This window comes from Methylophaga sp. UBA678, from assembly GCF_002299105.1.
Taxonomy (GTDB): Bacteria; Pseudomonadota; Gammaproteobacteria; order Nitrosococcales; family Methylophagaceae; genus Methylophaga; species Methylophaga marina.
The window spans coordinates 81,183-107,847 of sequence record NZ_DBNG01000016.1 but is presented as its reverse complement, the minus strand read 5'-3'; the positions used below and the strand labels follow the sequence as shown (position 1 = coordinate 107,847).

The 26,665-nt window shown below is 45.7% G+C and carries 24 protein-coding genes and 1 other RNA gene; 22 read left to right on the top strand and 3 right to left on the bottom strand.

Annotated features, from left to right (window positions below; translation table 11 throughout):
• The 18 genes from rnpB to lpxC form a co-directional block, all read left to right on the top strand.
• An RNA gene (gene rnpB, locus B3014_RS09320) (RNase P RNA component class A) lies at positions 1-217 on the top strand; the annotation flags it as partial.
• 309 nt (positions 218-526) lie between these two features.
• Positions 527-979, top strand: coding sequence for a division/cell wall cluster transcriptional repressor MraZ (mraZ, locus tag B3014_RS09315; RefSeq protein ID WP_286305486.1), 453 nt, complete (start codon positions 527-529; stop codon positions 977-979).
• Positions 980-988: 9 nt separating this feature from the next.
• Positions 989-1,927: a 16S rRNA (cytosine(1402)-N(4))-methyltransferase RsmH gene (gene rsmH / locus B3014_RS09310; protein WP_286305485.1), complete on the top strand. Its 939-nt coding sequence runs from the start codon at positions 989-991 to the stop codon at positions 1,925-1,927.
• Positions 1,924-2,217 carry a cell division protein FtsL gene (gene ftsL, locus B3014_RS09305; protein WP_286305484.1) on the top strand — a complete coding sequence of 98 codons (294 nt, stop codon included), beginning with the start codon at positions 1,924-1,926 and terminating at the stop codon, positions 2,215-2,217. Before rsmH ends, ftsL begins: the two co-directional genes overlap by 4 nt.
• Entirely contained in the window at positions 2,214-3,917 is a 1,704-nt protein-coding gene (locus B3014_RS09300) for a peptidoglycan D,D-transpeptidase FtsI family protein (protein ID WP_289244049.1), read from the top strand. Before ftsL ends, B3014_RS09300 begins: the two co-directional genes overlap by 4 nt.
• On the top strand, positions 3,914-5,458 hold the full coding sequence (locus tag B3014_RS09295) for a UDP-N-acetylmuramoyl-L-alanyl-D-glutamate--2,6-diaminopimelate ligase (RefSeq protein ID WP_289244048.1): 1,545 nt from the start codon (positions 3,914-3,916) through the stop codon (positions 5,456-5,458). The genes B3014_RS09300 and B3014_RS09295 overlap by 4 nt, the downstream gene beginning before the upstream one ends.
• Positions 5,458-6,810 (top strand): UDP-N-acetylmuramoyl-tripeptide--D-alanyl-D-alanine ligase, encoded by a 1,353-nt coding sequence (locus B3014_RS09290; RefSeq protein ID WP_289244047.1) that lies wholly within the window; start codon positions 5,458-5,460, stop codon positions 6,808-6,810. The genes B3014_RS09295 and B3014_RS09290 overlap by 1 nt, the downstream gene beginning before the upstream one ends.
• Positions 6,810-7,892: a phospho-N-acetylmuramoyl-pentapeptide-transferase gene (gene mraY / locus B3014_RS09285; RefSeq protein WP_286305480.1), complete on the top strand. Its 1,083-nt coding sequence runs from the start codon at positions 6,810-6,812 to the stop codon at positions 7,890-7,892. Before B3014_RS09290 ends, mraY begins: the two co-directional genes overlap by 1 nt.
• Before the next feature lie 8 nt (positions 7,893-7,900).
• Positions 7,901-9,244, top strand: a complete 1,344-nt coding sequence (murD, locus tag B3014_RS09280; RefSeq protein WP_289244046.1) for a UDP-N-acetylmuramoyl-L-alanine--D-glutamate ligase — start codon at positions 7,901-7,903, stop codon at positions 9,242-9,244.
• On the top strand, positions 9,241-10,380 hold the full coding sequence (gene ftsW / locus B3014_RS09275) for a putative lipid II flippase FtsW (RefSeq protein WP_289244045.1): 1,140 nt from the start codon (positions 9,241-9,243) through the stop codon (positions 10,378-10,380). Before murD ends, ftsW begins: the two co-directional genes overlap by 4 nt.
• Positions 10,377-11,453, top strand: coding sequence for an undecaprenyldiphospho-muramoylpentapeptide beta-N-acetylglucosaminyltransferase (gene murG / locus B3014_RS09270; protein ID WP_289244044.1), 1,077 nt, complete (start codon positions 10,377-10,379; stop codon positions 11,451-11,453). Before ftsW ends, murG begins: the two co-directional genes overlap by 4 nt.
• Positions 11,446-12,870: a UDP-N-acetylmuramate--L-alanine ligase gene (gene murC, locus B3014_RS09265; RefSeq protein ID WP_286305477.1), complete on the top strand. Its 1,425-nt coding sequence runs from the start codon at positions 11,446-11,448 to the stop codon at positions 12,868-12,870. The genes murG and murC overlap by 8 nt, the downstream gene beginning before the upstream one ends.
• Positions 12,867-13,757, top strand: a complete 891-nt coding sequence (murB, locus tag B3014_RS09260) for a UDP-N-acetylmuramate dehydrogenase (RefSeq protein ID WP_289244043.1) — start codon at positions 12,867-12,869, stop codon at positions 13,755-13,757. Before murC ends, murB begins: the two co-directional genes overlap by 4 nt.
• Complete coding sequence (locus B3014_RS09255; protein ID WP_289244042.1) at positions 13,754-14,692, top strand: D-alanine--D-alanine ligase; 939 nt, start codon at positions 13,754-13,756, stop codon at positions 14,690-14,692. The genes murB and B3014_RS09255 overlap by 4 nt, the downstream gene beginning before the upstream one ends.
• On the top strand, positions 14,692-15,477 hold the full coding sequence (locus B3014_RS09250) for a cell division protein FtsQ/DivIB (RefSeq protein ID WP_289244041.1): 786 nt from the start codon (positions 14,692-14,694) through the stop codon (positions 15,475-15,477). Before B3014_RS09255 ends, B3014_RS09250 begins: the two co-directional genes overlap by 1 nt.
• Positions 15,477-16,727 carry a cell division protein FtsA gene (ftsA, locus tag B3014_RS09245; protein WP_286306070.1) on the top strand — a complete coding sequence of 417 codons (1,251 nt, stop codon included), beginning with the start codon at positions 15,477-15,479 and terminating at the stop codon, positions 16,725-16,727. The genes B3014_RS09250 and ftsA overlap by 1 nt, the downstream gene beginning before the upstream one ends.
• 50 nt (positions 16,728-16,777) lie before the next feature.
• Positions 16,778-17,932 (top strand): cell division protein FtsZ, encoded by a 1,155-nt coding sequence (gene ftsZ, locus B3014_RS09240; protein ID WP_286305474.1) that lies wholly within the window; start codon positions 16,778-16,780, stop codon positions 17,930-17,932.
• A gap of 73 nt (positions 17,933-18,005) precedes the next feature.
• Positions 18,006-18,923, top strand: coding sequence for a UDP-3-O-acyl-N-acetylglucosamine deacetylase (gene lpxC, locus B3014_RS09235; RefSeq protein ID WP_286305472.1), 918 nt, complete (start codon positions 18,006-18,008; stop codon positions 18,921-18,923).
• Here lpxC and B3014_RS09230 read toward each other — a convergent pair.
• Positions 18,920-19,321, bottom strand: coding sequence for a DciA family protein (locus tag B3014_RS09230; protein ID WP_286305471.1), 402 nt, complete (start codon positions 19,319-19,321; stop codon positions 18,920-18,922). The two genes, lpxC and B3014_RS09230, sit on opposite strands and share 4 nt — an antisense overlap.
• 81 nt (positions 19,322-19,402) lie before the next feature.
• Here B3014_RS09230 and B3014_RS09225 point away from each other — a divergent pair, with 81 nt between their 5' ends.
• From B3014_RS09225 to B3014_RS09210, 4 genes are all read left to right on the top strand, one after another.
• Positions 19,403-20,317 (top strand): M23 family metallopeptidase, encoded by a 915-nt coding sequence (locus B3014_RS09225; protein ID WP_289244040.1) that lies wholly within the window; start codon positions 19,403-19,405, stop codon positions 20,315-20,317.
• A gap of 146 nt (positions 20,318-20,463) precedes the next feature.
• A complete protein-coding gene (secA, locus tag B3014_RS09220) occupies positions 20,464-23,181 on the top strand; it encodes a preprotein translocase subunit SecA (protein WP_289244039.1) in 2,718 nt (905 codons plus the stop codon).
• On the top strand, positions 23,181-24,407 hold the full coding sequence (gene argJ / locus B3014_RS09215) for a bifunctional glutamate N-acetyltransferase/amino-acid acetyltransferase ArgJ (RefSeq protein ID WP_289244038.1): 1,227 nt from the start codon (positions 23,181-23,183) through the stop codon (positions 24,405-24,407). The genes secA and argJ overlap by 1 nt, the downstream gene beginning before the upstream one ends.
• Before the next feature lie 13 nt (positions 24,408-24,420).
• Positions 24,421-25,470, top strand: coding sequence for a DUF3549 family protein (locus tag B3014_RS09210; RefSeq protein ID WP_289244037.1), 1,050 nt, complete (start codon positions 24,421-24,423; stop codon positions 25,468-25,470).
• 5 nt (positions 25,471-25,475) lie between these two features.
• Here B3014_RS09210 and B3014_RS09205 read toward each other — a convergent pair whose 3' ends face one another.
• Together B3014_RS09205 and B3014_RS09200 are read right to left on the bottom strand one after the other, a co-directional pair.
• Positions 25,476-26,105, bottom strand: coding sequence for an NAAT family transporter (locus tag B3014_RS09205; RefSeq protein ID WP_286305465.1), 630 nt, complete (start codon positions 26,103-26,105; stop codon positions 25,476-25,478).
• A 3-nt stretch (positions 26,106-26,108) separates the two neighbouring features.
• Positions 26,109-26,663 carry a pyridoxamine 5'-phosphate oxidase family protein gene (locus B3014_RS09200; protein ID WP_289244036.1) on the bottom strand — a complete coding sequence of 185 codons (555 nt, stop codon included), beginning with the start codon at positions 26,661-26,663 and terminating at the stop codon, positions 26,109-26,111.
• Positions 26,664-26,665 lie beyond the last annotated feature (2 nt).

Genomic DNA, 26,665 nt, shown 5'->3' with positions numbered 1-26,665 from the left:
AAGGGTGAAAGGGTGCGGTAAGAGCGCACCGCGCTTCTGGTAACAGAAGTGGCATGGTAAACCCCACCTGGAGCAAGACCAAATAGAGGAACGTCTGTTTCGGCAGACATGTGCGACCCGTACTGTTCCTGGGTAGGTTGCTTGAGGCTGATGGCGACATCAGTCCCAGATGAATGATTGTCCTCGACAGAACCCGGCTTATCGGTCGTCTCAACCTAACATGTCATCATCGAAATAACTGCTGCAGACAGAGTCAATTTTTCTGTCTGAGCAGTTATTTTTTTGTCTTTTAGATACGTAATCTAGAATTTACTTTAACTTCACATGCCAGTTTTTTGATAAGAAAGACCTCCTTGAGAAACACCTCCAGTCATTTTCTCCCACTTTTATGAAAAGTCTCTAAGTCATTGTCATAAAAAGAGGATTTTGTTTATTCACAGGCTTGACTTCGGACATTTGCACTCCTATAGTGTCGACAAGTGGGGGAAAGTGGATCTTAGTGGATCGTGTTTTTTGAGGATGACCAGTGTTTCGAGGCGTGGCAACTTTCAATCTTGATGCAAAAGGACGGATGGCTGTTCCAGCCAAGTTCCGCAAGCATCTTGACGTCTGTTGTGAAGGCCGATTAGTCATCACCATCGATCATTCTGATCATTGTTTGCAGTTGTACCCATTACCTGAATGGGAAATTGTTGAAGAAAAACTTTCCGCATTACCCAGTTTGAATCCTCAAGTACGTCGATTAAAAAGAATGCTTCTCGGTTATGCCACTGAATGTGAAATGGATGGCAATGGCCGTATTTTATTACCCGCTAAATTACGTGAGTTTGCAGGCCTTGATAAAAACATGGTGATGATTGGTCAAGGTAACAAGTTTGAGTTGTGGAATGAACAAACTTGGAATGAACTCATGGATGAATGTTTAGAAGAAGATTTTGGCGAGATTTTACCGGCTGAACTAGAAAGCCTGTCGATATAAGGCGGAATTATGACTGAGAACGACTCGGAACATCTGCCAGTCTTGTTAAGCGAGACCATACAGGGCTTGTCAGTGAAGGCAGATGGTAAATATCTTGATGCTACCTTTGGTCGCGGCGGACACAGCCGTGCCATTCTTGCGTTGTTGTCTGACAATGGCCGCTTATTGGGTTTGGATCGTGATCCTCAAGCGATCAAAACAGGTCAGGCTCTGGCTGCAAAAGATCCCCGTTTTTCAATAGAACATGGCAATTTCTCAGAACTCAATACAGCGGTTCATGCTCGTCTCTGGCAAGGCAATGTCGATGGAATCTTGATGGACATTGGTGTGTCATCGCCACAGTTAGACGATGCTGATCGTGGGTTCAGCTTTATGAAAGATGGTCCACTTGATATGCGAATGAATCCTGAAGCGGGTTTAAGTGCAGCAGAGTGGTTGGCAACAGCTGATATGGATGAAATTGCTGATGTGATAAAAACGCTGGGTGAAGAACGTTATGGCAAACGTATTGCCAGAGCGATTGTGGAAACACGTGATGAACATCCTATTACAACGACTAAACAGTTAGCCGATTTAGTGGATAAAGCCAGTCCATCACGCGACAAGTTCAAGCATCCAGCTACCAGAACATTTCAGGCTATTCGAATTTTTATCAACAATGAGCTGGAAGAACTCACAACGGCTTTAGAGCAAGCTTTGGATGTATTAGCCGTGGGTGGTCGTTTGGCAGTGATTAGTTTTCACTCACTCGAAGATCGCATTGTGAAACGGTTTTTCCGTGATGAAGCCCGTGGTGATGATCTGCCGTCTCATTTCCCCGTCACCGTAGATCAATTAAATCCTCGTCTGAAAGTGATTGGCAAAGCTATCAAAGCATCAGAAGAAGAAATCAAACTCAATCCACGCGCTCGAAGTGCCGTGCTTCGTATAGCGGAGAAGCTGGCATGAATTTAAAAGCACTGTTAGAAACCATCAAGATTGATACGCCATTATTCGTAATGGCTTTTGTCGTTTTGGTTTCTGCTGTGTCTGTGATTTATACAAAACACATGAGCCGAAATGAATTTGTGCAACTGCAACAATTAGAAAAACAACGTGATGCTCTGAACGAAGAGTGGGGACGTTTATTGTTGGAAGAAAGCACTTGGGCAAGCCCAAGTCGTGTAGAGCAAGAAGCGAAACGACGTCTGGATATGACCGTACCTAAATCTGATATGACAGTGGTGATAAAGCCATGAAGCAGCGCGGTCAGAAAGTGCAACAAGTAGGCGCTTGGCGCCTTAATCTGGTTCGCATCATGTTTGTATTGATGGTGGCTGGATTATGCTGGCGTTTGGCTGATATCCAGGTCTTAAATCCTGAGTTTTTGCGTCATCAAGGTGATGCCCGCCATCTTCGTCAAGTGCCTATCGTTGCTCATCGCGGCATGATTGTGGATCGCCATGGTGAACCATTGGCAATAAGTACACCTGTACATTCTGTCTGGTTAAATCCTCAGGATGTATTAGCGAGTGATCCCCGGATACCACAACTGGCACAGTTACTGGGTTTATCCGTCCAAAAAATTAAAAATAAGATTGAAGAGAATCAGTCCCGAGAATTTGTGTATCTGAAACGTCGTATCACACCGGAATTATCAGCAAAAGTAAAAGCGCTGGGCATACAGGGTGTGGCGCTTCAACGTGAATACAAACGTTATTATCCAGCTGGTGAAGTTGCTTCACATATTGTGGGTTTTACCAATATTGATGATATCGGTCAGGAAGGACTTGAGCTGACTTACGATGCAGTGCTGACTGGTCGCCCTGGATTGAAGCGTATGGTGCGTGACAGCCGTGGTAACTACGTTGAAGGTGGTGAGCTGATTCGTCCGGCTAAATCCGGCGAAAATGTGCAGTTGAGCATTGATCTCAGACTGCAATATTTAACTTACCAAGCCTTGAAGAAAACCGTTGCTGAACATCAGGCAAAATCAGGTACTGCTGTCATTCTTGATACGCGTACGGGTGAAGTGCTGGCGATGGCTAATCAGCCCTCATATAACCCAAACAATAGAGCCGGCCTCAAACCCAGTGATCTCAGAAACCGTGCCGTTACTGATTTATTTGAACCTGGCTCAACGGTCAAGCCATTTACGGTCGTCAGTGGAATTAAATCGGGTGAGTTTGATCAAAGCACCATCATTAATACACACCCTGGCTATTATCGAGTAAGTGGCCACCCCATAAAAGATTTCAGAGACTATGGTGAAATCGATCTGACGACCCTTATCCAGAAATCAAGTAATGTCGGTGCCAGTAAGATTGCGTTGGCTCTTGATCCTGCTGAACTGTGGCATGACTTTGCCAGTTTCGGCTTGGGTGAGGCAACGGGTGCTTACTTTCCAGGTGAGGCGATGGGAACCATGCCGGATCCTCAGTCATGGCACACATTAGATATCGCCACCATGGGATATGGTTACGGTTTATCGACTAGTGCGATGCAACTTGCCAGAGCCTACACCGTTTTAGCGGATGGTGGGATTCTCAAACCTGTCACCTTCATTAAAACAGATAAAGTGCCAAAAGGCCGACGAGAATTCTCAGCAGACATCATGCGTGATGTCGTGCAGATGATGGTGAAGGTCATTGAACCAGGCGGCACCGCCACACGTGCTGCTGTGGCGAATTATCATGTAGCCGGAAAAACCGGAACCGCGAAAAAAGCGATCAGCGGTGGTTATGCTGATGATCGTTATCAATCTGTCTTTGCTGGCATCATCCCCGCATCAGCTCCACGTTTAGCGATGGTCGTGATGATTGATGAGCCACAAGGTGAATATTACGGTGGCGCAGTTGCTGCGCCTGTGTTTGCAGAAGTGATGGCGGGTGCAATGCGCTTGTTGAATATTGCCCCTGACGATTTACCGATGACCCAGATGCAGGTGGCTCACAAATGATGACTTCAATCGTAAAATCTCAGTCGTTGATGGCATTACTCAGTGATTTTGTTGTGGATAAATCCACATTACAAGAATGTACATTGAGCGATATCAGTATGGACAGCCGACGGGTTGCTGCCGGTGGTCTGTTTCTGGCTTTGGCTAAAAATACGGTTGATAGAGAAAAGCACCTTCGACAGGCATTGGAAAAGGATATTTTTGCTGTCCTGATTGATGAGCAACAACCGTTAACTGAGACTGAGCTTCAAATGCTCACTGAAGCAGTGGTTATGGCTTACTCAGTTGAAAATCTAGCTGAAAAAGCAGGGTTTATAGCGGCACGTTTTTACGACCACCCGTCCAAGGACATGACGGTGATTGCTGTCACCGGGACCAATGGTAAGACCTCAGTCAGTCAATTTATCGCTCAAGCATTGGAGTCAATAAACAAACCATGTGGTGTGATTGGCACCATGGGGGCAGGGCGTTTGTGTGACCTGGAAATGACCGGGATGACAACGCCTGACCCCGTTACCATGCAGAAGCTGTTGGCGAAGTTTAAGCGTGAAGGTTGTGAGTACGTGGCATTGGAGGCTTCATCCCATGCCCTAGCTCAAGGCCGGTTAAATAGTGTTGATATCAATGTGGCCGTGTTGACCAACCTCAGCCGGGATCACCTTGATTATCACAAAACCATGGCCAACTACGCTGCAGCAAAAAAACGCTTGTTTGATATGGAGAGTGTGGAATACGCCGTGATTAACGCAGATGATGCCTTTGGTACAGATGTCATCTCGAAACTGAAATCTGGTGTGAACTTACTGACATACGGCGGCGCACAAAATCAGGTGAATATTCGTGCAGAGCAGATCGCATACAAAGCAGATGGTGTGTCCTTTGAAGCGCAGGTTAATGCAAATAAACTGCCTGTAAGCTTGCCAGTACTGGGTGAGTTCAATGTTGACAATATACTGGCTGCGATAGGTGTGCTTACAGCATTGGGACTAGACCAACAACAATGCGCTGAAGCTATTAATCAATGTCAGGCAGTAAGTGGGCGCATGCAAACATATACTCAGCCGGGTCAATCCACAGTGGTCATCGACTATGCTCACACACCTGACGCATTACATCAGGCACTGAAGACCTTGCAAGTTCACTTACCCAAAACGGGGCAGCTCTGGTGTGTATTTGGATGTGGCGGGGATAGAGACCGTGGTAAGCGCCCACTTATGGGTAAAGTCGCAGAAAGAGAAGCTAATCAGGTCATTGTTACGGATGATAATCCTCGCACCGAAGACCATCTGCTGATTATTGAAGATATCCTGGCGGGGTGTGATGAACCGCAGAAAATTCGCGTTGAACTCGATCGTAAGCTAGCTATTAGCTATGCCATCAATCATGCCAAGCAAGAAGATATTGTGCTGATTGCAGGTAAGGGGCATGAGTCCTATCAGGAAATCAATCATGTTCGCTATCCGTTTAGTGATGCGGCTGTGGTTAAAGCCGTGTTCGACTCATACTCAACGGGCATAAAAAACGTGGTGGGAGGTCATTGATGGGGCTTCAGCTAACGCTTACACAGATTGCTGAGATTGTCTCAGCCCAGAATGACGTTGCTGATGTTGTGGTAACAGGTGCTGTCATTGATTCACGTAAAGTGACACCAGGTGATTTATTCATTGCCTTTAAAGGGGAACATGTCGATGGTCATACCTACTTAGCAAAAGCCAGAGAAAATGGTGCTGTCGCGGCATTAGTGAGTGAATATCAAGATGATGAGTTACCACAGATCAAGGTAGATGATGTTCGAATAGCTTTTGGACAAATTGCAAAAGCCTGGTTAGCAGAATGCCATGCAAAAGTCATCGCCATCACTGGCAGTAATGGTAAAACCAGCCTAAAAGAAATGGTCAAAGCTATTTTGTCTGAAGTGGGCACAGTCACAGCAACACAAGGCAATTTAAATAACGATCTGGGCGTGCCTTTAACCATTTGTCGTATGGATAAATCGGATGACTATGCGGTGATTGAGATGGGCACAAACCATCCAGGCGAAATTGCTTATCTGATGAGTATCGTATCACCCGATGTTTCAGTGATTAATAATATTGCGTCTGCCCATATCGAAGGTTTAGGTAGCGAAGAGGGTATAGCTAAAGAAAAAGGCAGTATTTATCAAGGATTGAAAAAGAACGGCATTGCAGTGGTAAATGCCGATATGCCATACGAATCAATATGGCAACCCTTGATTGCGGGTAGAAAAACTATCCGTTTTGGATTGCAAACAAAAGTGGATATCTTCGCCGACTATATCCAGCCAGAGCCTGCGGCAAGTCATTTCCTTGTTCATATTGATGGTATTAACCACCATATGACTATACCTTTGCCCGGCTTACATAATGTGAACAACGCGTTGGCGGCCATAGCCATATCTGTGGCGCTGAATATTCCTGTTGATGCAATGGTTCGCGGGCTGAACACACTACAAGCCGTACCTCACCGCTTACAAATGCGTAAAGGTTTGTCAGGGAGTCGCTTGATTGACGATACCTACAACGCTAATCCCGGCTCCTACCTGCGGGCATTGGAAACCTTGTCTGGTTTTGATGAACCTCGTTGGTTGGTTCTGGGAGATTTTGGTGAGTTAGGTGATGAGTGTGATGCCATTCATCAGAGCATGGGCTTACAAGCAAAAGCCGCAGGCGTGACATCGCTATTTACGGTGGGAGAGAAGAGCCAGCTCGCAGCTGCTGAGTTTGGTGATAACGCCATTCATTTTGAGGACATACAAACATTGCAACAGCTTTTGCAAAACACCTTAACGGCAGATGTGACCTGTTTGATTAAAGGATCACGTTTTATGCAATTGGATAAATTAGCCGATGCGCTAGCCTCGGAGGCACAGTAATGCTGCTGTTATTGAGTGATTATATGAGCCAATACTACAGTGGCTTTAACGTGTTTCAGTACCTGACACTGAGAGCCATTCTTGGGGTCATGACGGCCTTGGGTATTGCATTGATTATCGGACCGACCATGATCCGTCATTTGAGTTTTAGACAGATTGGTCAGGTTGTCAGACAAGATGGCCCAGAATCTCATTTCAGCAAGAAAGGCACACCCACCATGGGTGGCGCTCTGATATTGGTGGCAATTGCTGTCAGCACACTACTTTGGGCTGACCTGACCAATCGTTATGTCTGGGTAGTTTTGATTATTACATTAGCTTTTGGACTGATTGGGTTTGTAGATGACTACATCAAATTAGTCCGTCAAGACCCTCGTGGTTTGCTCAGCCGATATAAATATTTCTGGCAATCTGTCTTTGGTGCCGGAGCAGCTATCTTTTTATTTATGACGGTCACTGTGCCGGCTGAAACGCAATTGATCGTGCCGTTTTTTAAAGAGATTGTGATTCCTTTGGGTGGTTGGTACATGCTGCTGACTTATTTGGTGATTGTGGGTAGCAGCAATGCAGTGAATTTGACCGATGGCCTGGACGGCCTAGCCATTATGCCTACGGTGATGGTCGCGGCTGCATTAGGCTTATTCAGTTATGTCGCTGGACACTTTGAATTTGCAAGCTATTTACAAATTCCCTTTATTCCAAGTGCCGGCGAACTCGTTGTTTTCTGCGCGGCTATGGTGGGAGCTGGACTCGGCTTTCTTTGGTTCAATACCTATCCCGCACAAGTCTTTATGGGGGATGTGGGTGCCCTGGCACTGGGTGCCGCACTGGGTACAGTAGCCGTATTAGTCAGACAAGAGTTGGTTTTACTGATCATGGGAGGCGTGTTTGTGATTGAAACACTGTCGGTCATGATTCAAGTGGGCTCATACAAGCTACGCGGTAAACGCGTATTTCTTATGGCACCGATTCATCATCACTATGAACTGAAAGGCTGGCCGGAACCTCGCATTATTGTGCGGTTTTGGATTGTCACTGTGTTCCTGGTGTTGATTGGTTTAGCGACGTTGAAAATACGATGACATACGGCATGAATAGTCTTTCACATAAAAACTGCCTGATTATCGGTCTGGGTCAGACAGGACTTTCGTGCGCCCGATTTTTAGCCAACAGAGCTTTGGGTATTGCCATCATGGATACGCGTGAGAATCCACCTTCTGTTCAGGATGTGAAAAATGCGTATCCACAAGTATTGATTAAAACCGGCGGGCTGGATCAGGACTGGATCTTAAAAGCGGATCTGATTGTTTTAAGTCCTGGGGTCGATCCACGTCTTCCTGAAATTGAAATTGCACGTCAGGCAGGCATTGAGATTGTGGGTGATATTGAGCTGTTTGCTCGCTATGCTGATGCCCCTATTGTGGCGATTACAGGTTCAAATGGTAAAAGTACGGTCACCACGCTTTTGGCCCTGATGGCACAAGTGTCAGGGAAAACAGTCAGAGCAGGGGGGAATTTAGGAACACCCGCTTTAGATCTGTTAGAAGAGTCCGCTCCCGATTTCTATATTCTTGAACTATCCAGTTTCCAGCTAGAAACTGTGCGTTCATTGAATGCTTTTGCTGCAGTAGTGCTGAATGTCAGTCCGGATCACATGGACAGATATGACTCCGTAGAGTCTTATCAACGCGCTAAGCAAACCATCTTTTACGGTGATGGTGTCATGGTGATTAATCGGGATGACCCGATTGTGAACAGCATGAGCCAGCCTGGCCGAAACATTATCGGTTTTAGTCTTCATGAGTCACAAGGCGTCGACTTCGGTTTATTAGAAACAGAAGGACAAACATGGCTAGCTGAGGGCGAATATCCCTTATTACCCATCGATCAGATGAAAATCGTTGGTATGCATAATATTGCCAATGCGCTGGCAGCGCTGGCGCTGGGCTCAGCGATGGCATTACCTATGTCATCCATGTTGTCAGCCATTCGAGAATATAAAGGCCTACCACATCGTTGTCGTCTCGTCAGACAGCTGAATGGTGTGCGTTGGTTTAATGATTCTAAAGCAACCAATGTGGGTGCATCAGTTGCCGCCATTAATGGGTTGGCAGGTAATGGCAGAATTATTCTCATTGCTGGTGGCGTCGGAAAAGAACAGGATTTTTCGGAACTGACACCATCACTCAAAGCCTCAGTGAAGGCAGTTATTCTGCTGGGATTAGATGCCGATAAAATCGCCCAAGTCATTCCGACTGGTGTTGATCAGCTTCAAGCAAAAGATATGGCTGATGCTGTGAAAATTGCACAGCAAATCGCGTTTGAAGGCGACAATGTTTTATTGTCTCCTGCCTGTGCCAGTTTCGATATGTTCAGTAGCTATGTTGAACGTGGAAATTGTTTCGAACAAGCCGTTAGGGAGATTGCAGCATGAGTGAGTCTTCACTGCAATTTGATAAAAGCTTGTTGTTTTCTACCGGCGCATTGCTGTTTATCGGTCTTGTGATGGTGTGTTCTGCGTCGATTACTGTTGCAGATAGTCGTCTTGAGCAACCTTTATACTTTTTCATACGCCAGTTTGCCTTTGCTGCAGTGGGTATAGCCATTGCCTGGGGATTCATTTCTGTCAGATTAGCCGTTTGGCAGCGCATTGCCCCACAACTGCTAATGGCTGGTGTGGCGATGTTAATTATGGTGCTTATTCCAGGCGTCGGACGTGAAGTCAATGGCAGCTCACGCTGGTTACCTCTTGGCCCTGTCAATTTACAAGTAGCAGAGCTGATTAAGCTGTTTGCCATTATCTACATTGCTGATTACTTGCAACGTCACCATGGACAGCTGCACGTCTCATTTTTAAAAGTCTTAGCGCCACTGACCCTGTTAGGTGTAGCAGCCTTATTGTTGTTATTACAACCTGATATGGGATCGATGGTGGTGATCATGTCAACCATGCTTGCCATGCTGTTTTTAGGTGGTGCCAGATTAGATGTGTTTGCGACATTGATTGGTGTGATGGGGCTGCTATTTGCGATGCTGGTCTGGATTGCACCATACCGTCTGGAACGTTTACAGAGTTTTATGGACCCTTGGGCTGACCCATTTGGTAGTGGTTTTCAGTTAACACAGGCACTAATTGCCTTTGGTCGTGGCGACTGGTTCGGTGTGGGTCTTGGTAGCAGTATGCAGAAGTTATTTTATTTACCTGAGGCGCATACCGACTTTCTGTATTCGATTATTGCAGAAGAACTGGGACTGATTGGTGCACTGACGGTCATTGTGTTGTTCTTCGTCTTTATCTGGCGAGCTCTGGCGATCGGACGTGCTGCAGAGCAGGCTGGACAAGTATTTGGTGCACAGATCGCTTATGGCATCGGCATTTGGTTGGGGTTACAGGCTTGCGTCAATATTGGTGTGAACATGGGGGCGCTTCCGACAAAAGGTCTGACTTTGCCATTAATGAGTTATGGCGGCAGTAGTTTGGTGATTGTGTGTGCGGCGATTGCACTGTTATTCCGTGTCGATATGGAAACACGAATACCTGAAAAAGCCTCAGCGAGGATCAGACGATGAAAAGAGTCATGATTATGGCGGGTGGTACCGGTGGACATGTCTTCCCTGCACTTGCGGTGGCAGAAGAGTTACGTCTGAGAGATGTTGAAGTTTCGTGGATTGGTACCACTCATGGTATTGAAGCGAAATTAGTGCCTACAGCTGGCTATCTATTATCAGAAATTAAAGTCAAAGGCTTACGTGGGAACGGTGTGCTTGGTTGGTTAATAGCGCCATTTAAAGTCGTCAAAGCGGTACTGGAAGCGGGCTCACTCATTCGTCAATTAAAACCTGATGTAGTGATGGGGCTGGGTGGTTTTGCCTCTGGTCCTGGTGGATTTGCAGCATGGTTGATGGGAAAACCATTAATTATTCATGAACAAAATGCGATTCCAGGTCTGACGAACCGTTTATTAGCAAAATTAGCAGACAAAGTGCTAACAGGTTTCCCTGACAGTTTTGATAAAAAAATCGATGCAGAGTGGGTAGGTAATCCCGTAAGGAAAACGATTGAAGATTTACCGATGCCACACCTTCGTCAGACAGAAAAATCAGGTCGATTAAATCTATTGGTCTTGGGCGGAAGCCTGGGCGCACGGTCATTGAATACCTTCGTGCCGCAAGCGTTAGCCAAGATATCCGCTGACCATCGTCCTGAAGTCATCCATCAGTGTGGTAGCAAGCATAGTGATGATTGCCGCCAATCATATAAAGACGCTGGTGTTGAGGCTGATGTTAAAGAGTTTATTGAGGATATGGCAGCGGCATATGCCTGGGCTGATTTAGTGATATGCCGAGCTGGCGCACTGACTGTGGCAGAAGTCGCTGCGGCCGGTATTGCATCAATTTTAGTGCCTTATCCATATGCCGTGGATGATCATCAGACCCACAATGCTGCGGTCTTAGTGGATACGAATGCAGCAATTTTAATGGCAGATCAAGATTTAGATGCTGATGTAATTGCGAATACGGTCCGTCGACTTGATGGAGACAGAGAAGGGTTATTAAACATGGCAAATGCGGCAAGACAAGTCGCAAAAATGGGCACAGCAGCGCATATCGCTGATATTTGTATGGAGGCTGCCAATGGATAGACTGACCTCAGCCATGCAGAGCCGCGTTAAGCATATCCACTTCATCGGTATTGGTGGCGTGGGTATGGGCGGTATCGCAGAAGTATTATTGAACTTGGGTTATCAAGTTAGTGGTAGTGATTTAGCTGAGAACAGCTTGATCAAGCATCTTCGTAGTCTGGGTGCGACCATTATGATTGGCCATGATGCATCGTATCTTGACGATGCTGATGTAGTGGTGGTTACTACGGCTGTCAGCGAAGATAATGTTGAATTAGTGGCTGCTAGAGAGCAATTGATTCCTGTTGTACCCAGAGCGGAAATGTTGGCCGAGCTGATGCGATTTAGTTATGGCATTGCTGTAGCAGGAACGCATGGTAAAACCACAACAACCAGCTTGATAGCCGCCTTATTAAGCGAAGGCGAGCTGGATCCTACCTTTGTGATTGGTGGACGTTTAAATAGTGCCGGCACGAACGCGCGTTTGGGTACAGGGCGTTATCTGGTCGCTGAAGCTGATGAAAGTGACGCATCATTCTTATACCTGCAGCCAATGATTGCGGTGGTGACGAATATTGATGAAGATCATATGGCGACATATGACGGTGATTTTGGCAAATTGAAGGCCACCTTCATTGAATTTCTTCATCACTTACCATTCTATGGACTGGCAGTGTTATGTCTTGATGATCCGGTTATCCAATCGTTATTGGCTGATGTAACCAGACCGTTTATCACTTACGGACAAAACCCTGATGCTGATTATCAGTTAATGGAACTGACGCAGCATCAGGGGCAAAGCTTTTTCACCGTGGTAGAGAAACGTTCAGGACAGAGCTTCCCTGTCACATTGAATATGCCTGGCTTACACAATGCCTTGAATGCGACTGCTGCCATGGCTGTAGCACGTAACCTTGATGTCAGTGTCACTGATTGCCAAAGAGCCTTACTGAAGTTTGATGGTGTAGGACGACGCTTTAATCTGCTGGGTCAGGTTAAAGCGGGTACAGGTCAGGCCATGTTGATTGATGATTATGGGCATCATCCGACTGAGATCGCAGCCACGCTTGCCGCCACACGAGGTGGTTGGCCAAATAACCGTTTAGTTTTGGTATTCCAACCTCATCGCTACACACGCACACGTGACTTGTTTGAAGATTTTGCGCATGTCTTATCCAGTGTTGATGTGCTGGTTGTGTTAGAGGTCTATCCAGCCGGTGAAGCAAAAATTGCCGGGGCAGATGCACGTAGTTTATGTCGGGCTATCCGCTTGCGTGGCCAGGTTGAGCCTGTATTTGCAGAAGACAAGCAGGAACTCTACGCATTATTACCGGGCCTTCTACAAGACGGCGATGTGTTGTTGACATTAGGTGCTGGAGATATCGGCCGGATGGCACAGGCTTTACCTGAGATCTTAAACGATGGGGGTGCTGAATGATGGCATTACCTCGGACTTTAAAAGGCGAACTAAAAACAAATGAGCCACTGTCTCGTTATAACTCATGGCGTGTAGGAGGGCCGGCAAAACAGCTTTACCGTCCTACCGACAGAAATGATCTCGCCCTGTTTTTACAACAACTACCTGCAGAAGAACCTGTGCTATGGGTCGGTCTGGGTAGTAACTTATTAATACGTGATGGCGGTTTTGCCGGCACTGTGATTGTCACCGCAGGCGCATTGCAAACCATCGATGTCATTGATAATGAGATTACGGCAGAAGTCGGGCTCTATTGCAGCAAGTTAGCGAAACAGGCGGCGAAGGCTGGCTTAAAAGGCGCTGCTTTCTGGGCAGGGATTCCGGGTACTTTAGGTGGTGCCTTAGCCATGAATGCTGGTGCTCATGGTGTTGAAACATGGGACTCCGTCGTAGAAGTCACAACAATTGATAAACAAGGTGAGTTGCATCTCTACAATGCTGATCAGTTTGAGGTGAGTTACCGTCATGTGAACTTGCCAGAAAATCAGTGGTTCGTAGCAGCAAAAATGCGGTTTGAACAAGGTGATAAAGAGATTGAGCTGGAGCTTATCCGTGACCTACTGAAAAAAAGAAATATCAGTCAACCCACCAATCAACCTTGTGCAGGTTCAGTTTTTCGAAACCCACCCGGCGACTTTTCTGGTCGTTTGATTGAAGTCAGTGGTCTGAAAGGACTCACAGTGGGCGGTGCCAGTGTGTCAGATAAACATGCAAACTTTATCGTCAATAATGGTGATGCCACGGCAAAAGACATTGAGACACTTATTTTTGAAGTACAGCAGCGGATTGAGCAAGAGCATGGCGTTAAGCTGATTCCAGAAGTTCATATAATCGGAGAGCCATCATGATAAAACGCACTGTGTCTGCTGCTGAATTTGGTCGTGTTGCTGTACTGATGGGCGGCCGATCTGCTGAACGTGAGATTTCACTCATTAGTGGCAATGCGGTATTAGCTGGCTTACAACGTAGTGGTATCGATGCGTATGGCATCGATGTCAGCTTCGATATCTGTCAAAAAATGAACAGTGGTGAATTTGATCGTGCGTTTATCGTCCTCCATGGACGTGGCGGTGAAGATGGTGAAATTCAAGGTTTTTTACAGGCCATCAATCTGCCTTACACCGGAAGTGCAATTAGTGCTTCTGTACTGTCCATGAACAAACGATTGAGCAAATTAGCGTGGATTCAACAGGGTTTACCAACTGCCCTGTTTGTTCCTGTGTGTGCACAAACCAATACGGATGAATTAGTTGCTGATTTAGGGCTACCTCTCATCATCAAGCCTGTTAACGAAGGTTCCAGCATTGGAATGTCCAAGGTCAATGACCACAGTGAATTACAACAGGCCATTGATTTGGCATTGAAATATGACACCGATGTTATCGCTGAGCAGTGGATACACGGGGAGGAATATACCGTTGCCATTCTAGACGGTGAAGCTCTACCTGCCATCCGTTTAAAAACGCCACATGAATTTTATGATTTTGACGCCAAGTATCACGCCAACGACACTGAATATTTATGTCCCTGTGGTTTGGAAGCCGATGTTGAACAGGGTATGCAAGACATCGCGTTAAAAGCCTTTAATGCCCTAGGCATGCAAGGATGGGGGCGTATCGACTTTATGCGTGACAAGCAAGGCAATCTGTTTTTACTTGAAGCAAACAGTGTTCCCGGTATGACCGATCACAGTCTAGTCCCCATGGCTGCGAAGCAAGCTGGAATGTCATTCGATGATTTAGTCTGCCGCATTTTAGAAACAAGCTTCAGAGGTGAGGGCTGATGGCTAAACAGCGGAGAGGCGCCATATTACAAGAGCCAGCTAAGGTAAAACAGCCCAGGTCGCCACTGGCATGGAAAAAATTGTTCAAACATGCCGCCACGTTGGCTTTGGTCGTCGTCTTAGTGGCGGGAGGAATGTATCTGCGTGAAGCCGATACCTTGCCTGTGAAGCACGTGACGGTAGATGGCACTTTACGCCATACCGACAGAAATGAGTTAGTCAAAGCGGTGATGCCTTTTGTCAGAGGCAGTTTTTTAGATGTAGATGTAGCCAGTATTCAAAAAGCAGGTGAGACCTTGCCTTGGGTCGAGCAAATACAGGTGAGACGAATCTGGCCAGATACCTTGCATTTGATGGTTGCTGAGCATGAAGCGGTTGCTCGCTGGAATGATGATGGCTTGGTCAACCGTCACGGAAAAGTGTTTAAGCCCAGCAAAGACACAATGCCTGATGGTTTGATTCAGTTGCATGGCCCAGATGGCACCAGTGAAATGCTGTCGCGACGATTGGTCGATGTTCAGCAAAAAGTGAATGTGCTGGGCTTACGAGTCATCAGTATGAGCATGGATAAACGCCGTGCCTGGCAAGTAGATTTTAAAGAAGGATTACATCTTAAATTGGGCCGTACAGATGATGAAGACAGGTTGACCCGCTTTGTTAACGTCTATTTGGGTGGGCTAGGTACATTTAAAGACCTGATTAAAGAAATTGATATGCGTTACACCAATGGGCTGGCAGTGGTATGGAAATCCGGCCAGCAACCTGACTTTAATGGAACAGTATGATGTCGAAACGAACTGAAAGAGAACTTATCGTTGGATTGGATATCGGTACATCAAAGGTTGTCGCAATTGTTGCGGCACCTGTTGTTGATGCCGGCCCCAATGATAATGCGCTCGAAATTATTGGCATTGGTTCTCACCCTGCCAGAGGCATGAAAAAAGGGGTTGTCGTCAATATCGAATCGACAGTGCAGTCGATTCAGCGTGCGATTGAAGAAGCTGAATTGATGGCCGGTTGCCAGATTTATTCAGTCTATGCAGGTATTGCCGGAAGCCACATTCGAAGCCTGAATTCTCATGGAACGGTGGCTATTCGCGATAAGGAAGTGACTCAGGGCGATATTGATCGGGTGATGGATGCAGCACGAGCTGTGCATTTCCCCGGAGACCAACAATTACTGCATGTATTGCCACAGGAATACATTATCGATAACCAGGAAGGCATACGTGAACCAATTGGGATGTCAGGTGTACGTTTGGAAGCAAAAGTTCACCTGATTACGGGTGCTGTCAGTGCGGCTCAGAACATCACAAAATGTATTGAACGTTGTGGTTTAACAGTTGATGGCATTGTGCTTGAGCAAATGGCATCCAGTTATTCTGTCTTAGATCAGGACGAAAAAGAACTGGGTGTTTGTATCGTTGATATCGGCGGTGGAACCACGGACATAGCTGTGTTCGTTGATGGCGCGATTCGCCACACAGCAGTGATTCCGATTGCCGGCGATCAGGTCACCAATGATATCGCCGTGGCATTACGCACACCCACGCAATATGCCGAAGAAATCAAAATTAAATACGCCTGTGCATTGACACAACTGGCTCGTGAAGATGAAACCATTGAGGTACCGAGTGTGGGGGACAGGCCACCACGTCAGCTTGCTAGACAAACTCTAGCTGAAGTGGTTGAGCCGAGATATGAAGAATTATTGATGTTAGTTCAGGCTGAACTACGTCGTAGTGGGTTTGAAGAATTACTGGCTGCGGGCATTGTGCTGACAGGCGGTAGTTCGAAAATGGAAGGCGCTATTGAGCTTGCTGAAGAGGTCTTCCACCTTCCTGTGCGTTTGGGAGTGCCACAGCATGTCGGGGGACTTGTTGATGTGGTGCGTAACCCAATTCATGCAACAGGTGTTGGGTTGCTGTTATTTGGCAATCAGGAGCATGCCCCAGGGCATGGTGAAATTAAAGTAAGTGAAGGCTTAAAAGGCATGCTGGCAAGAATGAAAAGCTGGTTCCAAGGGAATTTTTAAGCTGAGTAATTGAGCATGTTTGTTTTACACAATTTTTTGGGGGAGAAGTTATGACTTTTGAATTAATTGATACATACAGTGAAAATGCTGTCATTAAAGTGATTGGTGTTGGTGGTGGTGGCGGTAATGCGCTTGAGCATATGGTTGTCAACCAAATTGAAGGGGTGGATTTCATCAGTGCAAACACGGATGCTCAAGCATTACGTAAAAGCTCAGCAACCACACAACTGCAACTGGGTGGTGACATTACTAAAGGCTTGGGTGCAGGTGCCAATCCTGATGTGGGTCGTCAAGCAGCGTTAGAAGACAGAGAACGCATCATGGAAGTGATCGATGGTGCAGATATGGTCTTTATCACAGCCGGTATGGGTGGTGGTACTGGCACAGGTGCTGCACCGGTCGTTGCTCAAGTGGCCAAAGAAATGGGTATTCTGACGGTAGCTGTCGTTACCAAACCTTTCCCATTCGAAGGTGGCAAGCGTATGAAAATTGCGCAAGCGGGTATTGAAGAATTAGGTCAACATGTTGATTCGTTGATTACCATTCCGAACGAGAAGTTATTGAAGGTACTGGGTAAAGATATGACTTTGCTGAATGCCTTTAAATCAGCCAATGATGTCTTGTTAGGTGCTGTTCAGGGTATTGCTGAATTAATCACACGTGAAGGTATGATTAACGTTGACTTTGCTGACGTTCGTACTGTGATGTCAGAAATGGGCATGGCAATGATGGGCACGGGGCATGCTAAAGGTGAGCATCGTGCACGTGAAGCCGCGAAATTAGCGGTCTCAAGCCCATTATTAGAAGATGTCGATTTGGCTGGTGCCCGTGGCGTATTGGTCAATATTACTGCTGGTCTGGACATGAGTATCGGTGAGTTCGAAGAAGTGGGTAACACCATTAAAGAATTTGCTTCAGATGACGCTACAGTAGTTGTTGGAACCGTGATTGACCCAGACATGACTGACGAGTTGAGAGTGACCGTTGTGGCGACAGGTTTAGGCGCACCGAGAGTCGCTGTAGCGAAAGCGCCGGAAGAAGCTGCACCACAAATTGAAATTGTGAAAAAGCCAGTTGAAATCGATTACGATGAACCAACAGTCATTCGCAATGGTAAAGATAGCCAGCAGAAACAAGTCGCCAACGGAGATGTCAATATGGATTATTTGGATATTCCAGCCTTTCTGCGTCGTCAGGCGGATTGATTTAGTATAGCTGCTTATATTCTGCTTATGATATTATGCTTTGATCTGTAACTGTTTAAGGGGGTAAAACACCGTGATAAAGCAACGAACATTGAAGAATGTGATTCGTGCGACCGGTGTCGGTTTGCATAGTGGTGAGATGGTATATCTGACCCTGCGACCTGCCGCCCCTAATACAGGCATTATTTTTCGTAGAGTGGATCTGGACCCGGTTGTCGAGATTCAGGCAAAAGCTGAGAATGTGGGTGAAACCGCTCTATCGACCACGCTGATTGAACATGGTCAACGTGTTTCAACAGTGGAGCATTTATTATCTGCATTTGCCGGCTTAGGTATTGATAATGCTTATATTGACCTGAATGCAGCTGAAGTACCCATTATGGACGGCAGTGCCGGTCCATTTGTGTTCTTGGTGCAGTCGGCAGGTATTGAAGAGCAGAATGTGGCTAAACAGTTCATCCGCATCAAAAAACCAGTTGTGATGGAAGACGGTGATAAATGGGCGAAATTTGAACCATTTGATGGTTTTAAAGTGTCATTTACTATCGATTTCGAGCATCCTGCATTTACTGGACGACCTCAACAAGTCGATGTTGATTTCTCCTCCACATCGTTTGTTCGTGAAGTCAGTCGTGCACGCACATTTGGTTTTATGAAAGATATCGAAAAGTTACGCGAAAACAATCTGGCATTAGGTGGCAGTATGGATAATGCCATCGTGGTTGATGATTACCGTGTGTTGAATGAAGATGGCTTACGTTATGAAGATGAATTTGTTCGTCATAAAGTGCTGGATGCCATCGGTGATTTGTATTTGCTGGGACACAGTCTGATTGGTGCTTTCAAAGGCCATAAGTCAGGACATGAGGTGAATAACAAATTATTACGGAAATTATTAGCTCAGGAAGATGCCTGGGAGTTGGTCAGCTTCGAAGACGATAAAGATGCCCCCATTCTTTTTAGTCGACCTGCTGCCTCAATTTCAAGCTAATTTTTCTGATTGGATTGACGTTTAGCGAGTTTATTCAAGGCGGCCTTTAATGGGCCGTCTTGCATTTCAGCGGCAGTACTTGTTAGAAGTTCTGCCGTTTCAGTTGATACACGGAGCGTATTCGGATTCATTTTCGATTTAAGCGGTTCGCTTTGTGGTCTGACTTTGACCTCCAGTTTTTTTACTGGATTCGGTAAATGCGCTGATAAGGTTTTACAAATAAAGGCAGCCTGAAAGCGCAATAAACTCGCATAATTGGCTTTATCAGTGAGAATGATGATTTTATCTTCCGTGATGTTTGCCAATGTGCAATGATTACTAAATTTTAAAGGCAGGCTTTTTTGTAAAATGGTGTTAAGCTTGTTCAGTTTTTGGGCGCGAATTGATAACCATTTCATCTGGTTATCGTTTTGATAGAGTTGACCAATGCGCTCAGGTTTTTTTGACATATTATTTTAAGTGACTGAAAAAGGATAACAATGCAGGTTATCATTATATCCTCAAACAGCAAGACCCATAAGCATTGGCATTTAACGCGATCCAGTTTGTTCGTGCTGATGCTGATGCTGACATGCCTTATTAGTGTTAGTAGCTATAGCCTGGCGAAATGGCTCTATACAGACCGCATAACAGAAAATCTCCAGCCTGTCCCCGTTCCTACTCTCTCTTCTAGTTCAAATCCCATCGATACCACTCAGAACCTGGACGAAAATCAAGAAGAAAATTTACAAGATTTTTATGCCAAACAGCTCGGTGGTTTACAGGCAGAAACTATACGTTTGAAAATGTTCAGTGAGCGTCTGGCGCAAATTGCAGGCTTTGAGACAGAAGACTTTTCTTTAGATGAGCATCCTGGTCAAGGTGGTATTGAACATGATGGCTCGCCTCTTAATAGTGAGGCACTGGAAAGAGGTATCCAACAGCTATCAAGTCAATTACGTGGTCAGAGTGATACATTAAATGCCCTTGAAGAGTATCTCATCACAAAAGAAAATATTGCGGCAGGTATTCCTGAAGGTAAACCGGTTAAAAATGGCTGGGTGTCATCATTTTATGGCAATCGTATCGACCCGTTTAATGGTAAAAAAACCTTCCATGAAGGTATCGACATTGCCGGCAAAGAAGGCAGTCCAGTCATGGCTGTAGCCGATGGTATTGTCAGCTGGGTGGGTGATCGTGGCGGTTATGGTGGCTTAGTCGAAGTCGACCATGGTAACGGCTATGTCACACGATATGCCCACAATAAAACAATAAAGGTGAGTAAGGGCGAGCGCGTCAGTAAGGGTGAAGTGGTGGCGCTGATGGGATCGACAGGGCGGTCAACCGGCCCACACGTTCACTACGAAGTCTTACGTGACGGCCAACATATCAATCCTTATAGTTTTATCAAGTAAATTCTTTTGAGCTCTTGTTTTATTTGTGGGAAGTCTCCACATGAAACAATGTGATCTACAAACACTGACTTTGTCCGCGTTATAATCACAAGTTTATTACTTTTATCGGTGTTCACGCCGTAATCAACACAGTTTAAGGCGAAAAAATGGTTAGCAAGTTTTTCAGTAAAATTTTTGGTAGTCGTAACGAGCGCGTATTGAAAAAAATGCGTAAGACGATAGATGAGATTGCCAAGTTTGAAACAGAAATAGAACAACTTGATGACCCGGCGTTACAAGCCAAAACTGAGGCATTTAAACAGCGTCTTGCTGATGGCCAAACTATCGATGACATATTGACTGAAGCTTTTGCCGTTGTGCGTGAAGCCAGTAAACGTGTTCTCGGCATGCGTCACTTCGATGTCCAATTAATCGGTGGCATGGTGTTGAATGATGGCAAAGTCGCTGAGATGAAAACCGGTGAAGGTAAAACACTTGTTGCGACATTGGCTGTCTATTTGAATGCACTTGAAGGTAAAGGTGTTCACGTCATCACGGTTAATGATTACCTTGCAAAACGTGACGCCACGCAAATGGGTAAACTATATGAGTTCCTTGGACTGACAACAGGCGTTATTGTTGGCGGCCTGGGTAATGATGAACGTCGTGAAGCCTATAACTGTGATATCACCTATGGCACCAATAATGAATTTGGTTTCGATTACCTCCGTGACAATATGGCGTTTCGTTTGGAAGAGAGAGTCCAGCGTGAATTAAATTTTGCTGTCATCGATGAGGTTGACTCTATTCTGATTGACGAAGCCAGAACACCGCTGATCATTTCTGGGCCAGCAGAAGACAGTTCAGAGTTATATCAAAAAATTAATACGCTTATCCCTAGCTTGAGCAAACAAGAAGGTGAGGGCGATGACGTTACCGTAGAAGGTGACTACACACTGGACGAAAAAAATAAGCAGGTTCACTTTACCGAGTCCGGTCATGAAAAAATTGAGTCGATGCTCACTGATATCGGTTTGTTATCAGCCGATGCCAGCTTATATGATGCGGCCAATATTGGTTTAATGCACCACGTCACCGCTGCGTTACGTGCGCATGTCTTGTTCCAACGCGACGTGGACTACATTGTTCAGGATAACCAAATTGTCATTGTCGATGAATTCACCGGAAGAAGCATGCCCGGTCGTCGTTGGTCTGAAGGCTTACACCAAGCGGTTGAAGCCAAAGAAAATGTGAAGATTCAAAACGAGAATCAAACCTTAGCCTCTATCACTTTCCAGAACTATTTCCGTCTGTATTCTAAATTATCGGGCATGACAGGTACTGCGGATACTGAAGCTTACGAGCTGCAATCCATTTATGGCCTGGAAGTTGTGGTCATTCCGACCCACAAAGAAATGCAACGTAAAGATGAAGCAGACCGTATTTATCTCACCGCAAAAGAAAAATACGATGCCATTCTGGAAGATGTAAAAGATTGTGTGAAGCGTGGACAACCTGTCCTGGTAGGGACAGCGTCTATTGAAAGCTCAGAATATCTTCATAGCCTGCTTAAAAAGGCCAAAATCCCACACGAAGTACTCAACGCTAAATTCCACGAAAAAGAAGCACACATTATTGCGAATGCAGGTATGCCTTCAGCGGTAACGATTGCCACCAATATGGCTGGTCGCGGTACCGATATTGTGCTCGGCGGTAGTTTAGATGCTGAGTTAGATGGTTTGCCAGAAGATACAAGTGACGAGCAAAAACAAACCATCCGCCAAGCGTGGATGAACCGTCATGAAGCGGTATTAGCAGCAGGTGGTTTGCATATCATTGGTACTGAGCGTCATGAGTCTCGTCGTATTGATAATCAACTTCGTGGCCGTTCCGGTCGTCAGGGTGACCCCGGCTCAACACGCTTTTATCTGTCTCTTGAAGATAATCTAATGCGTATTTTTGCTTCAGACCGGATGGCTGGACTCATGCAGAAATTAGGCATGGAAGAGGGTGAAGCTATTGAACACCCTTGGGTATCACGTGCCATTGAAAATGCCCAACGCAAAGTGGAAGGGCATAACTTCGATATTCGTAAACAATTGCTCGAATTTGATGATGTCGCCAACGATCAACGTAAGGTTGTTTACGAGCAGCGTAATGAGCTGATGGCTGCAGACGATGTTTCAGAGACCATCTCATCAATGCGCAGCACGGTGATTAATGATGTTATCAGTATGTATATTCCACCTAATAGCATTGATGAACAGTGGGATATTTCAGGCTTAGAGGAAGCACTCAGAGAAGAGTTTGCTCTTGAAGCACCTGTAGCCGAATGGTTAGAAAATGATGACTCTTTACATGAAGAGTCATTAAGAGAACGCATCGTAGGAGAAGCAGAGAAGGCATACAAACAAAAAGAAGAAGCGGTTGGCTCAGAATTAATGCGTCACTTTGAAAAAGCCATCATGTTACAAACGCTGGACTCCCAATGGAAAGACCATCTGGCCCAGATGGATTATTTACGTACAGGGATTAATCTACGTGGCTACGCACAGAAAGATCCTAAGCAGGAATATAAACGTGAATCGTTTAGCCTGTTTAAAGCTATGCTCGACAATATTAAGCATGAAGTCATTAAACTCATCTCTCGCGTACAGATTAGAGCTGAAGAAGATGTGGAAGCGGTTGAAGAACAGCGCCGTCAGACAGCTGAAATGGAATATCAACACGAGCAGGCTCAACAACTAGCCAGTGAAGAGAATCAAGAAGAAGATCTTGCTGCTCATCAACCTTATACTCGTGACGGCAGTAAAATCGGTCGTAACGATCCTTGCCCATGTGGCAGTGGTAAAAAATTCAAACAATGTCATGGAGCTATTCGTTAATGGCAGTCAATTTGTCAGCACCTAAGGCGGAAGATTTACTGGCCATTGATGGTATTCGCCTTGCCACGGCTAGTGCAGGAATAAAAAAGCCAGGCAGACAAGATGTTGTATTGATAGAACTCGCTGAAGGCACACAGACAGCCGCGGTTTATACAACGAATGCTTTTTGTGCTGCCCCTGTCATTGTGGCGAAACAGCATCAAGCAGCTGAAGCGACACGATATTTATTAATTAATTCTGGCAATGCTAACGCCGGTACTGGTGAAGCTGGCCTGGTTGCAGCTAAAGCGTGTTGTCAGGCTGTAGCAGAAGTCGCTGGGGTCAATGAAGCGAATGTTTTACCATTCTCTACAGGTGTAATAGGTCAACCATTACCTGTCGATAAGATCCGTGCCGTTTTGGCTGATACCTATGATGGTCTAACAGCTGATAACTGGTTAGCCGCTGCTCAAGGCATTATGACAACAGATACGCTCGCTAAGGCGAAGTCTGTGCAAGTTGAATTAGCTGGCAAAACCGTTACGATAACCGGTATATCTAAAGGATCCGGCATGATTCGACCTGATATGGCCACGATGCTGGCTTATATCGCGACTGATGCCAACGTGGATTATGCTGTTTTAACCACCATGCTAAACAATGCCATGAATCATTCTTTCAACCGCATCACGGTGGATGGTGATACCTCTACAAATGATGCGTGCGTGCTAATGGCCACTGGCCAGGCAGGCAATGCAAAGATTACTCAGATTACCTCAGAAGAAGGCGAAGCCTTGCAAAAGGCAATGAATGATATTTGTTGTTATCTGGCGCAAGCTATCGTACGTGACGGTGAAGGTGCGACCAAGTTCATTACCATTAATGTAGAGCAAGGACAGAGCCAGGAAGAATGCCGCCAGGTTGCCTATACCATTGCCCATTCACCATTAGTCAAAACAGCACTGTTTGCTTCTGATCCAAATTGGGGAAGAATCCTTGCGGCAGTGGGACGAAGCGGTTTAGCTGATTTTGATTTATCAGGTGTGTCTATTTTTATTAATGATGTCTGTATCGTTAAATCCGGCCAGCCTGATCCAGATTATACTGAAGAGAAGGGGCAGGCTGTCATGGCCGAGTCTGAAATTGTCATCACGGTGAAATTGAACCGTGGTGCTGCACATGATCAAGTTTGGACATGTGACTTTTCGTATGACTATGTGAAAATAAACGCAGAGTATCGCACTTAAGCTAGAGCTATCCATGAGCGACAATACCATTACCACCCTAAGTGATTTCTTAGAGCAGAGTGGCGCCCATTATCGTGTTTTTGATATGGGACGCAGAGTGACCAAGCTGAGTGCAAAGAAATTTACCCGCTTTGAAGCGGCTGAAGTGCCATATCCTTATCCGTTTCAACGTACAGCCTTATTTGGCATTATTTTTTGGCATCCTCAGTTCACAGATAGACATTACGTCTGGTTTTTGAAGTTTCCGCTTGATGAGCAGGGCTTGCTGATACAAGCGGCGCGAGATGAGTTTCTGGTGATGGTTCTGGATAGAGTTGGTGAGTGTTTACTCGCAGCTGCAGATGGAAATTACATAGAAGGTGCCCTAAAAGATAGTCCATACAGTTTTAATCCTCGTGAAGATCGGATGGCCGCCTTTAATGCTCAGGCCACAAAGAGTCTGAGTTTAAAAGCCTCGTCATTCTATGAAGCGGCCTTTGCGTATTTTACTGGGCAAAAATCGTTCGACAGTTGGCAAGTGCTCGGCATGCAGGGTGTGGCTGATGTGGCAGTGAGAACTGATGATAGAGCGTTGACGAAAGCCATAATACAAACCCTGCCTCAATTACCGCCTCAACCTTTTCATATGTTGACGTCTTTTATGGAAAATGCAGAGCCCGCTAATAATCTGGTCGAAGCACTACAGTGGCGATTGAAGAATGAGTTGGAACAGAATCAGCCTGATATGGCAGAAATTTGTGCCTGCCTAAGGGCTGTGTCAAATAGTTCTGCTCAGGGCATAGTTGAAAGTATGGTCAAGCAAGTGCTTTGTTCAGACATCAGCCGTCATATCGAAGTCCTAGCTGTTATCGCTGGTAGATGTTGGAAAGTGCTTGAAGAGCCTGAACTCTGTCAGCTATATGTTGAGAGGCTCGCTATTAATGAAGCTGATTATGAAGGCTTTAGCCATATATTGGCGGACTTAATGTATATGCCTGCCATGCGAGACAAGGTTATGTCTGCTTTACGTAACCCAAATCGCTCAGCTGAGTTGACGCAGCAAGTCGGAAAGATGTTCGGTTAAGAAGCTTAAGCGGACAAAGCAGGAAATAAGCCTTTCAGACCATTGGCAATAAATTCAACGGCGATGGCTGTGAGAATCAGTCCCATAATACGTGTCGCAATGTTAATACCATTGCTTGACATACGTCTTGCTATCCACGGCACAAGCAGCAATAAAATCCATAGCAGTAAGCCCAGCAGAATGATGTCCAGAGCAATCAGGCTGTAATGAGCGACACCATGTCCTTTGTATGCATTGATGATGACGGTACTGATGGCGCCAGGACCTGCCAGTAGGGGCATGGCGAGAGGCACGACGGCAATTGACTCACCAGACTGTTGTGCCAGTTCATGATTTTGTTTCAAGCCCTTACTGGTGTTATGTAGCATTCCTATCCCCATTAATAAGAGCAGGATACCGCCGCCAACACGAAATGAATTGATGCTGATACCAAAAAACTCTAATACCCATTGCCCGAAAAAGGCTGTCACCAGCAGAATAGTAGTCGCTGCAATAATGACGGTTCGCGCGATCTTCGCTCGTTCAGCACTACTATAGTCAGCAGTCAGGCTAATATAGATTGGAATAATGCCTAGGGGATTAACAATGGCGATTAATGACACCAGAAATTTTGTGTATTCCGTATATTCGAGCATGCTTTAGCTTAAATTCTTATCTTCAATGTCAGTCACAATGCCATCAATGGTCTTGGCATTTTTTTCTCGCCAATAGTCTTCAATCCCTTCAACGCCTTTTTTTTCAGCCCAATTATTGAGTTGTTCGCGTTCGCCCTGATAAGCATAGTAAGGGACGGCCATACCACAGGATGTTTGCACGAGCTCAATGCTGAGATCGAAGATCTGCCGTGCACCGGGAAGGGCATCAAATAAGTGATATAAGTCGCTCCATTCGGCATCATTATGATGAATGACTTTGGCAGTACCATACAGACGCAGGATCATTGGCTTACCATGAAATGCAGTGAACATGACTGTCATTCTTGGCAATTGCTGAATATGACCAGCGGTTTCATTACCACTACCCGTGACATTTAGCCAAATCACTCTATTTGGTGTCAGTACACGCAAAGAATCCATTCCCTTAGGCGAAATATTAACCCGACTGTCTTCTGTTGCCGTGCCCACAAAAAAAATGTGCTGCTGTTGGATGAATTCGATTAAGCGATCAGATAAGGCATCAAACTTTTGTCCCATAT

Bases quoted from the DNA above. Each gene is read 5' to 3' on its own strand.
- B3014_RS09255 (WP_289244042.1), top strand. From the start codon at position 13,754: ATGATAAAACGCACTGTGTCTGCTGCTGAATTTGGTCGTGTTGCTGTA.
- B3014_RS09295 (WP_289244048.1), top strand. From the start codon at position 3,914: ATGATGACTTCAATCGTAAAATCTCAGTCGTTGATGGCATTACTCAGT.
- B3014_RS09200 (WP_289244036.1), bottom strand. From the start codon at position 26,663: ATGGGACAAAAGTTTGATGCCTTATCTGATCGCTTAATCGAATTCATC.
- murC (WP_286305477.1), top strand. From the start codon at position 11,446: ATGGATAGACTGACCTCAGCCATGCAGAGCCGCGTTAAGCATATCCAC.
- murD (WP_289244046.1), top strand. From the start codon at position 7,901: ATGAATAGTCTTTCACATAAAAACTGCCTGATTATCGGTCTGGGTCAG.
- argJ (WP_289244038.1), top strand. From the start codon at position 23,181: ATGGCAGTCAATTTGTCAGCACCTAAGGCGGAAGATTTACTGGCCATT.
- B3014_RS09225 (WP_289244040.1), top strand. From the start codon at position 19,403: ATGCAGGTTATCATTATATCCTCAAACAGCAAGACCCATAAGCATTGG.
- B3014_RS09205 (WP_286305465.1), bottom strand. From the start codon at position 26,105: ATGCTCGAATATACGGAATACACAAAATTTCTGGTGTCATTAATCGCC.
- ftsZ (WP_286305474.1), top strand. From the start codon at position 16,778: ATGACTTTTGAATTAATTGATACATACAGTGAAAATGCTGTCATTAAA.
- B3014_RS09230 (WP_286305471.1), bottom strand. From the start codon at position 19,321: ATGAAATGGTTATCAATTCGCGCCCAAAAACTGAACAAGCTTAACACC.
- ftsW (WP_289244045.1), top strand. From the start codon at position 9,241: ATGAGTGAGTCTTCACTGCAATTTGATAAAAGCTTGTTGTTTTCTACC.
- ftsA (WP_286306070.1), top strand. From the start codon at position 15,477: ATGTCGAAACGAACTGAAAGAGAACTTATCGTTGGATTGGATATCGGT.
- murB (WP_289244043.1), top strand. From the start codon at position 12,867: ATGATGGCATTACCTCGGACTTTAAAAGGCGAACTAAAAACAAATGAG.
- murG (WP_289244044.1), top strand. From the start codon at position 10,377: ATGAAAAGAGTCATGATTATGGCGGGTGGTACCGGTGGACATGTCTTC.
- ftsL (WP_286305484.1), top strand. From the start codon at position 1,924: ATGAATTTAAAAGCACTGTTAGAAACCATCAAGATTGATACGCCATTA.
- B3014_RS09300 (WP_289244049.1), top strand. From the start codon at position 2,214: ATGAAGCAGCGCGGTCAGAAAGTGCAACAAGTAGGCGCTTGGCGCCTT.
- rsmH (WP_286305485.1), top strand. From the start codon at position 989: ATGACTGAGAACGACTCGGAACATCTGCCAGTCTTGTTAAGCGAGACC.
- mraY (WP_286305480.1), top strand. From the start codon at position 6,810: ATGCTGCTGTTATTGAGTGATTATATGAGCCAATACTACAGTGGCTTT.
- B3014_RS09250 (WP_289244041.1), top strand. From the start codon at position 14,692: ATGGCTAAACAGCGGAGAGGCGCCATATTACAAGAGCCAGCTAAGGTA.
- B3014_RS09290 (WP_289244047.1), top strand. From the start codon at position 5,458: ATGGGGCTTCAGCTAACGCTTACACAGATTGCTGAGATTGTCTCAGCC.
- B3014_RS09210 (WP_289244037.1), top strand. From the start codon at position 24,421: ATGAGCGACAATACCATTACCACCCTAAGTGATTTCTTAGAGCAGAGT.
- secA (WP_289244039.1), top strand. From the start codon at position 20,464: ATGGTTAGCAAGTTTTTCAGTAAAATTTTTGGTAGTCGTAACGAGCGC.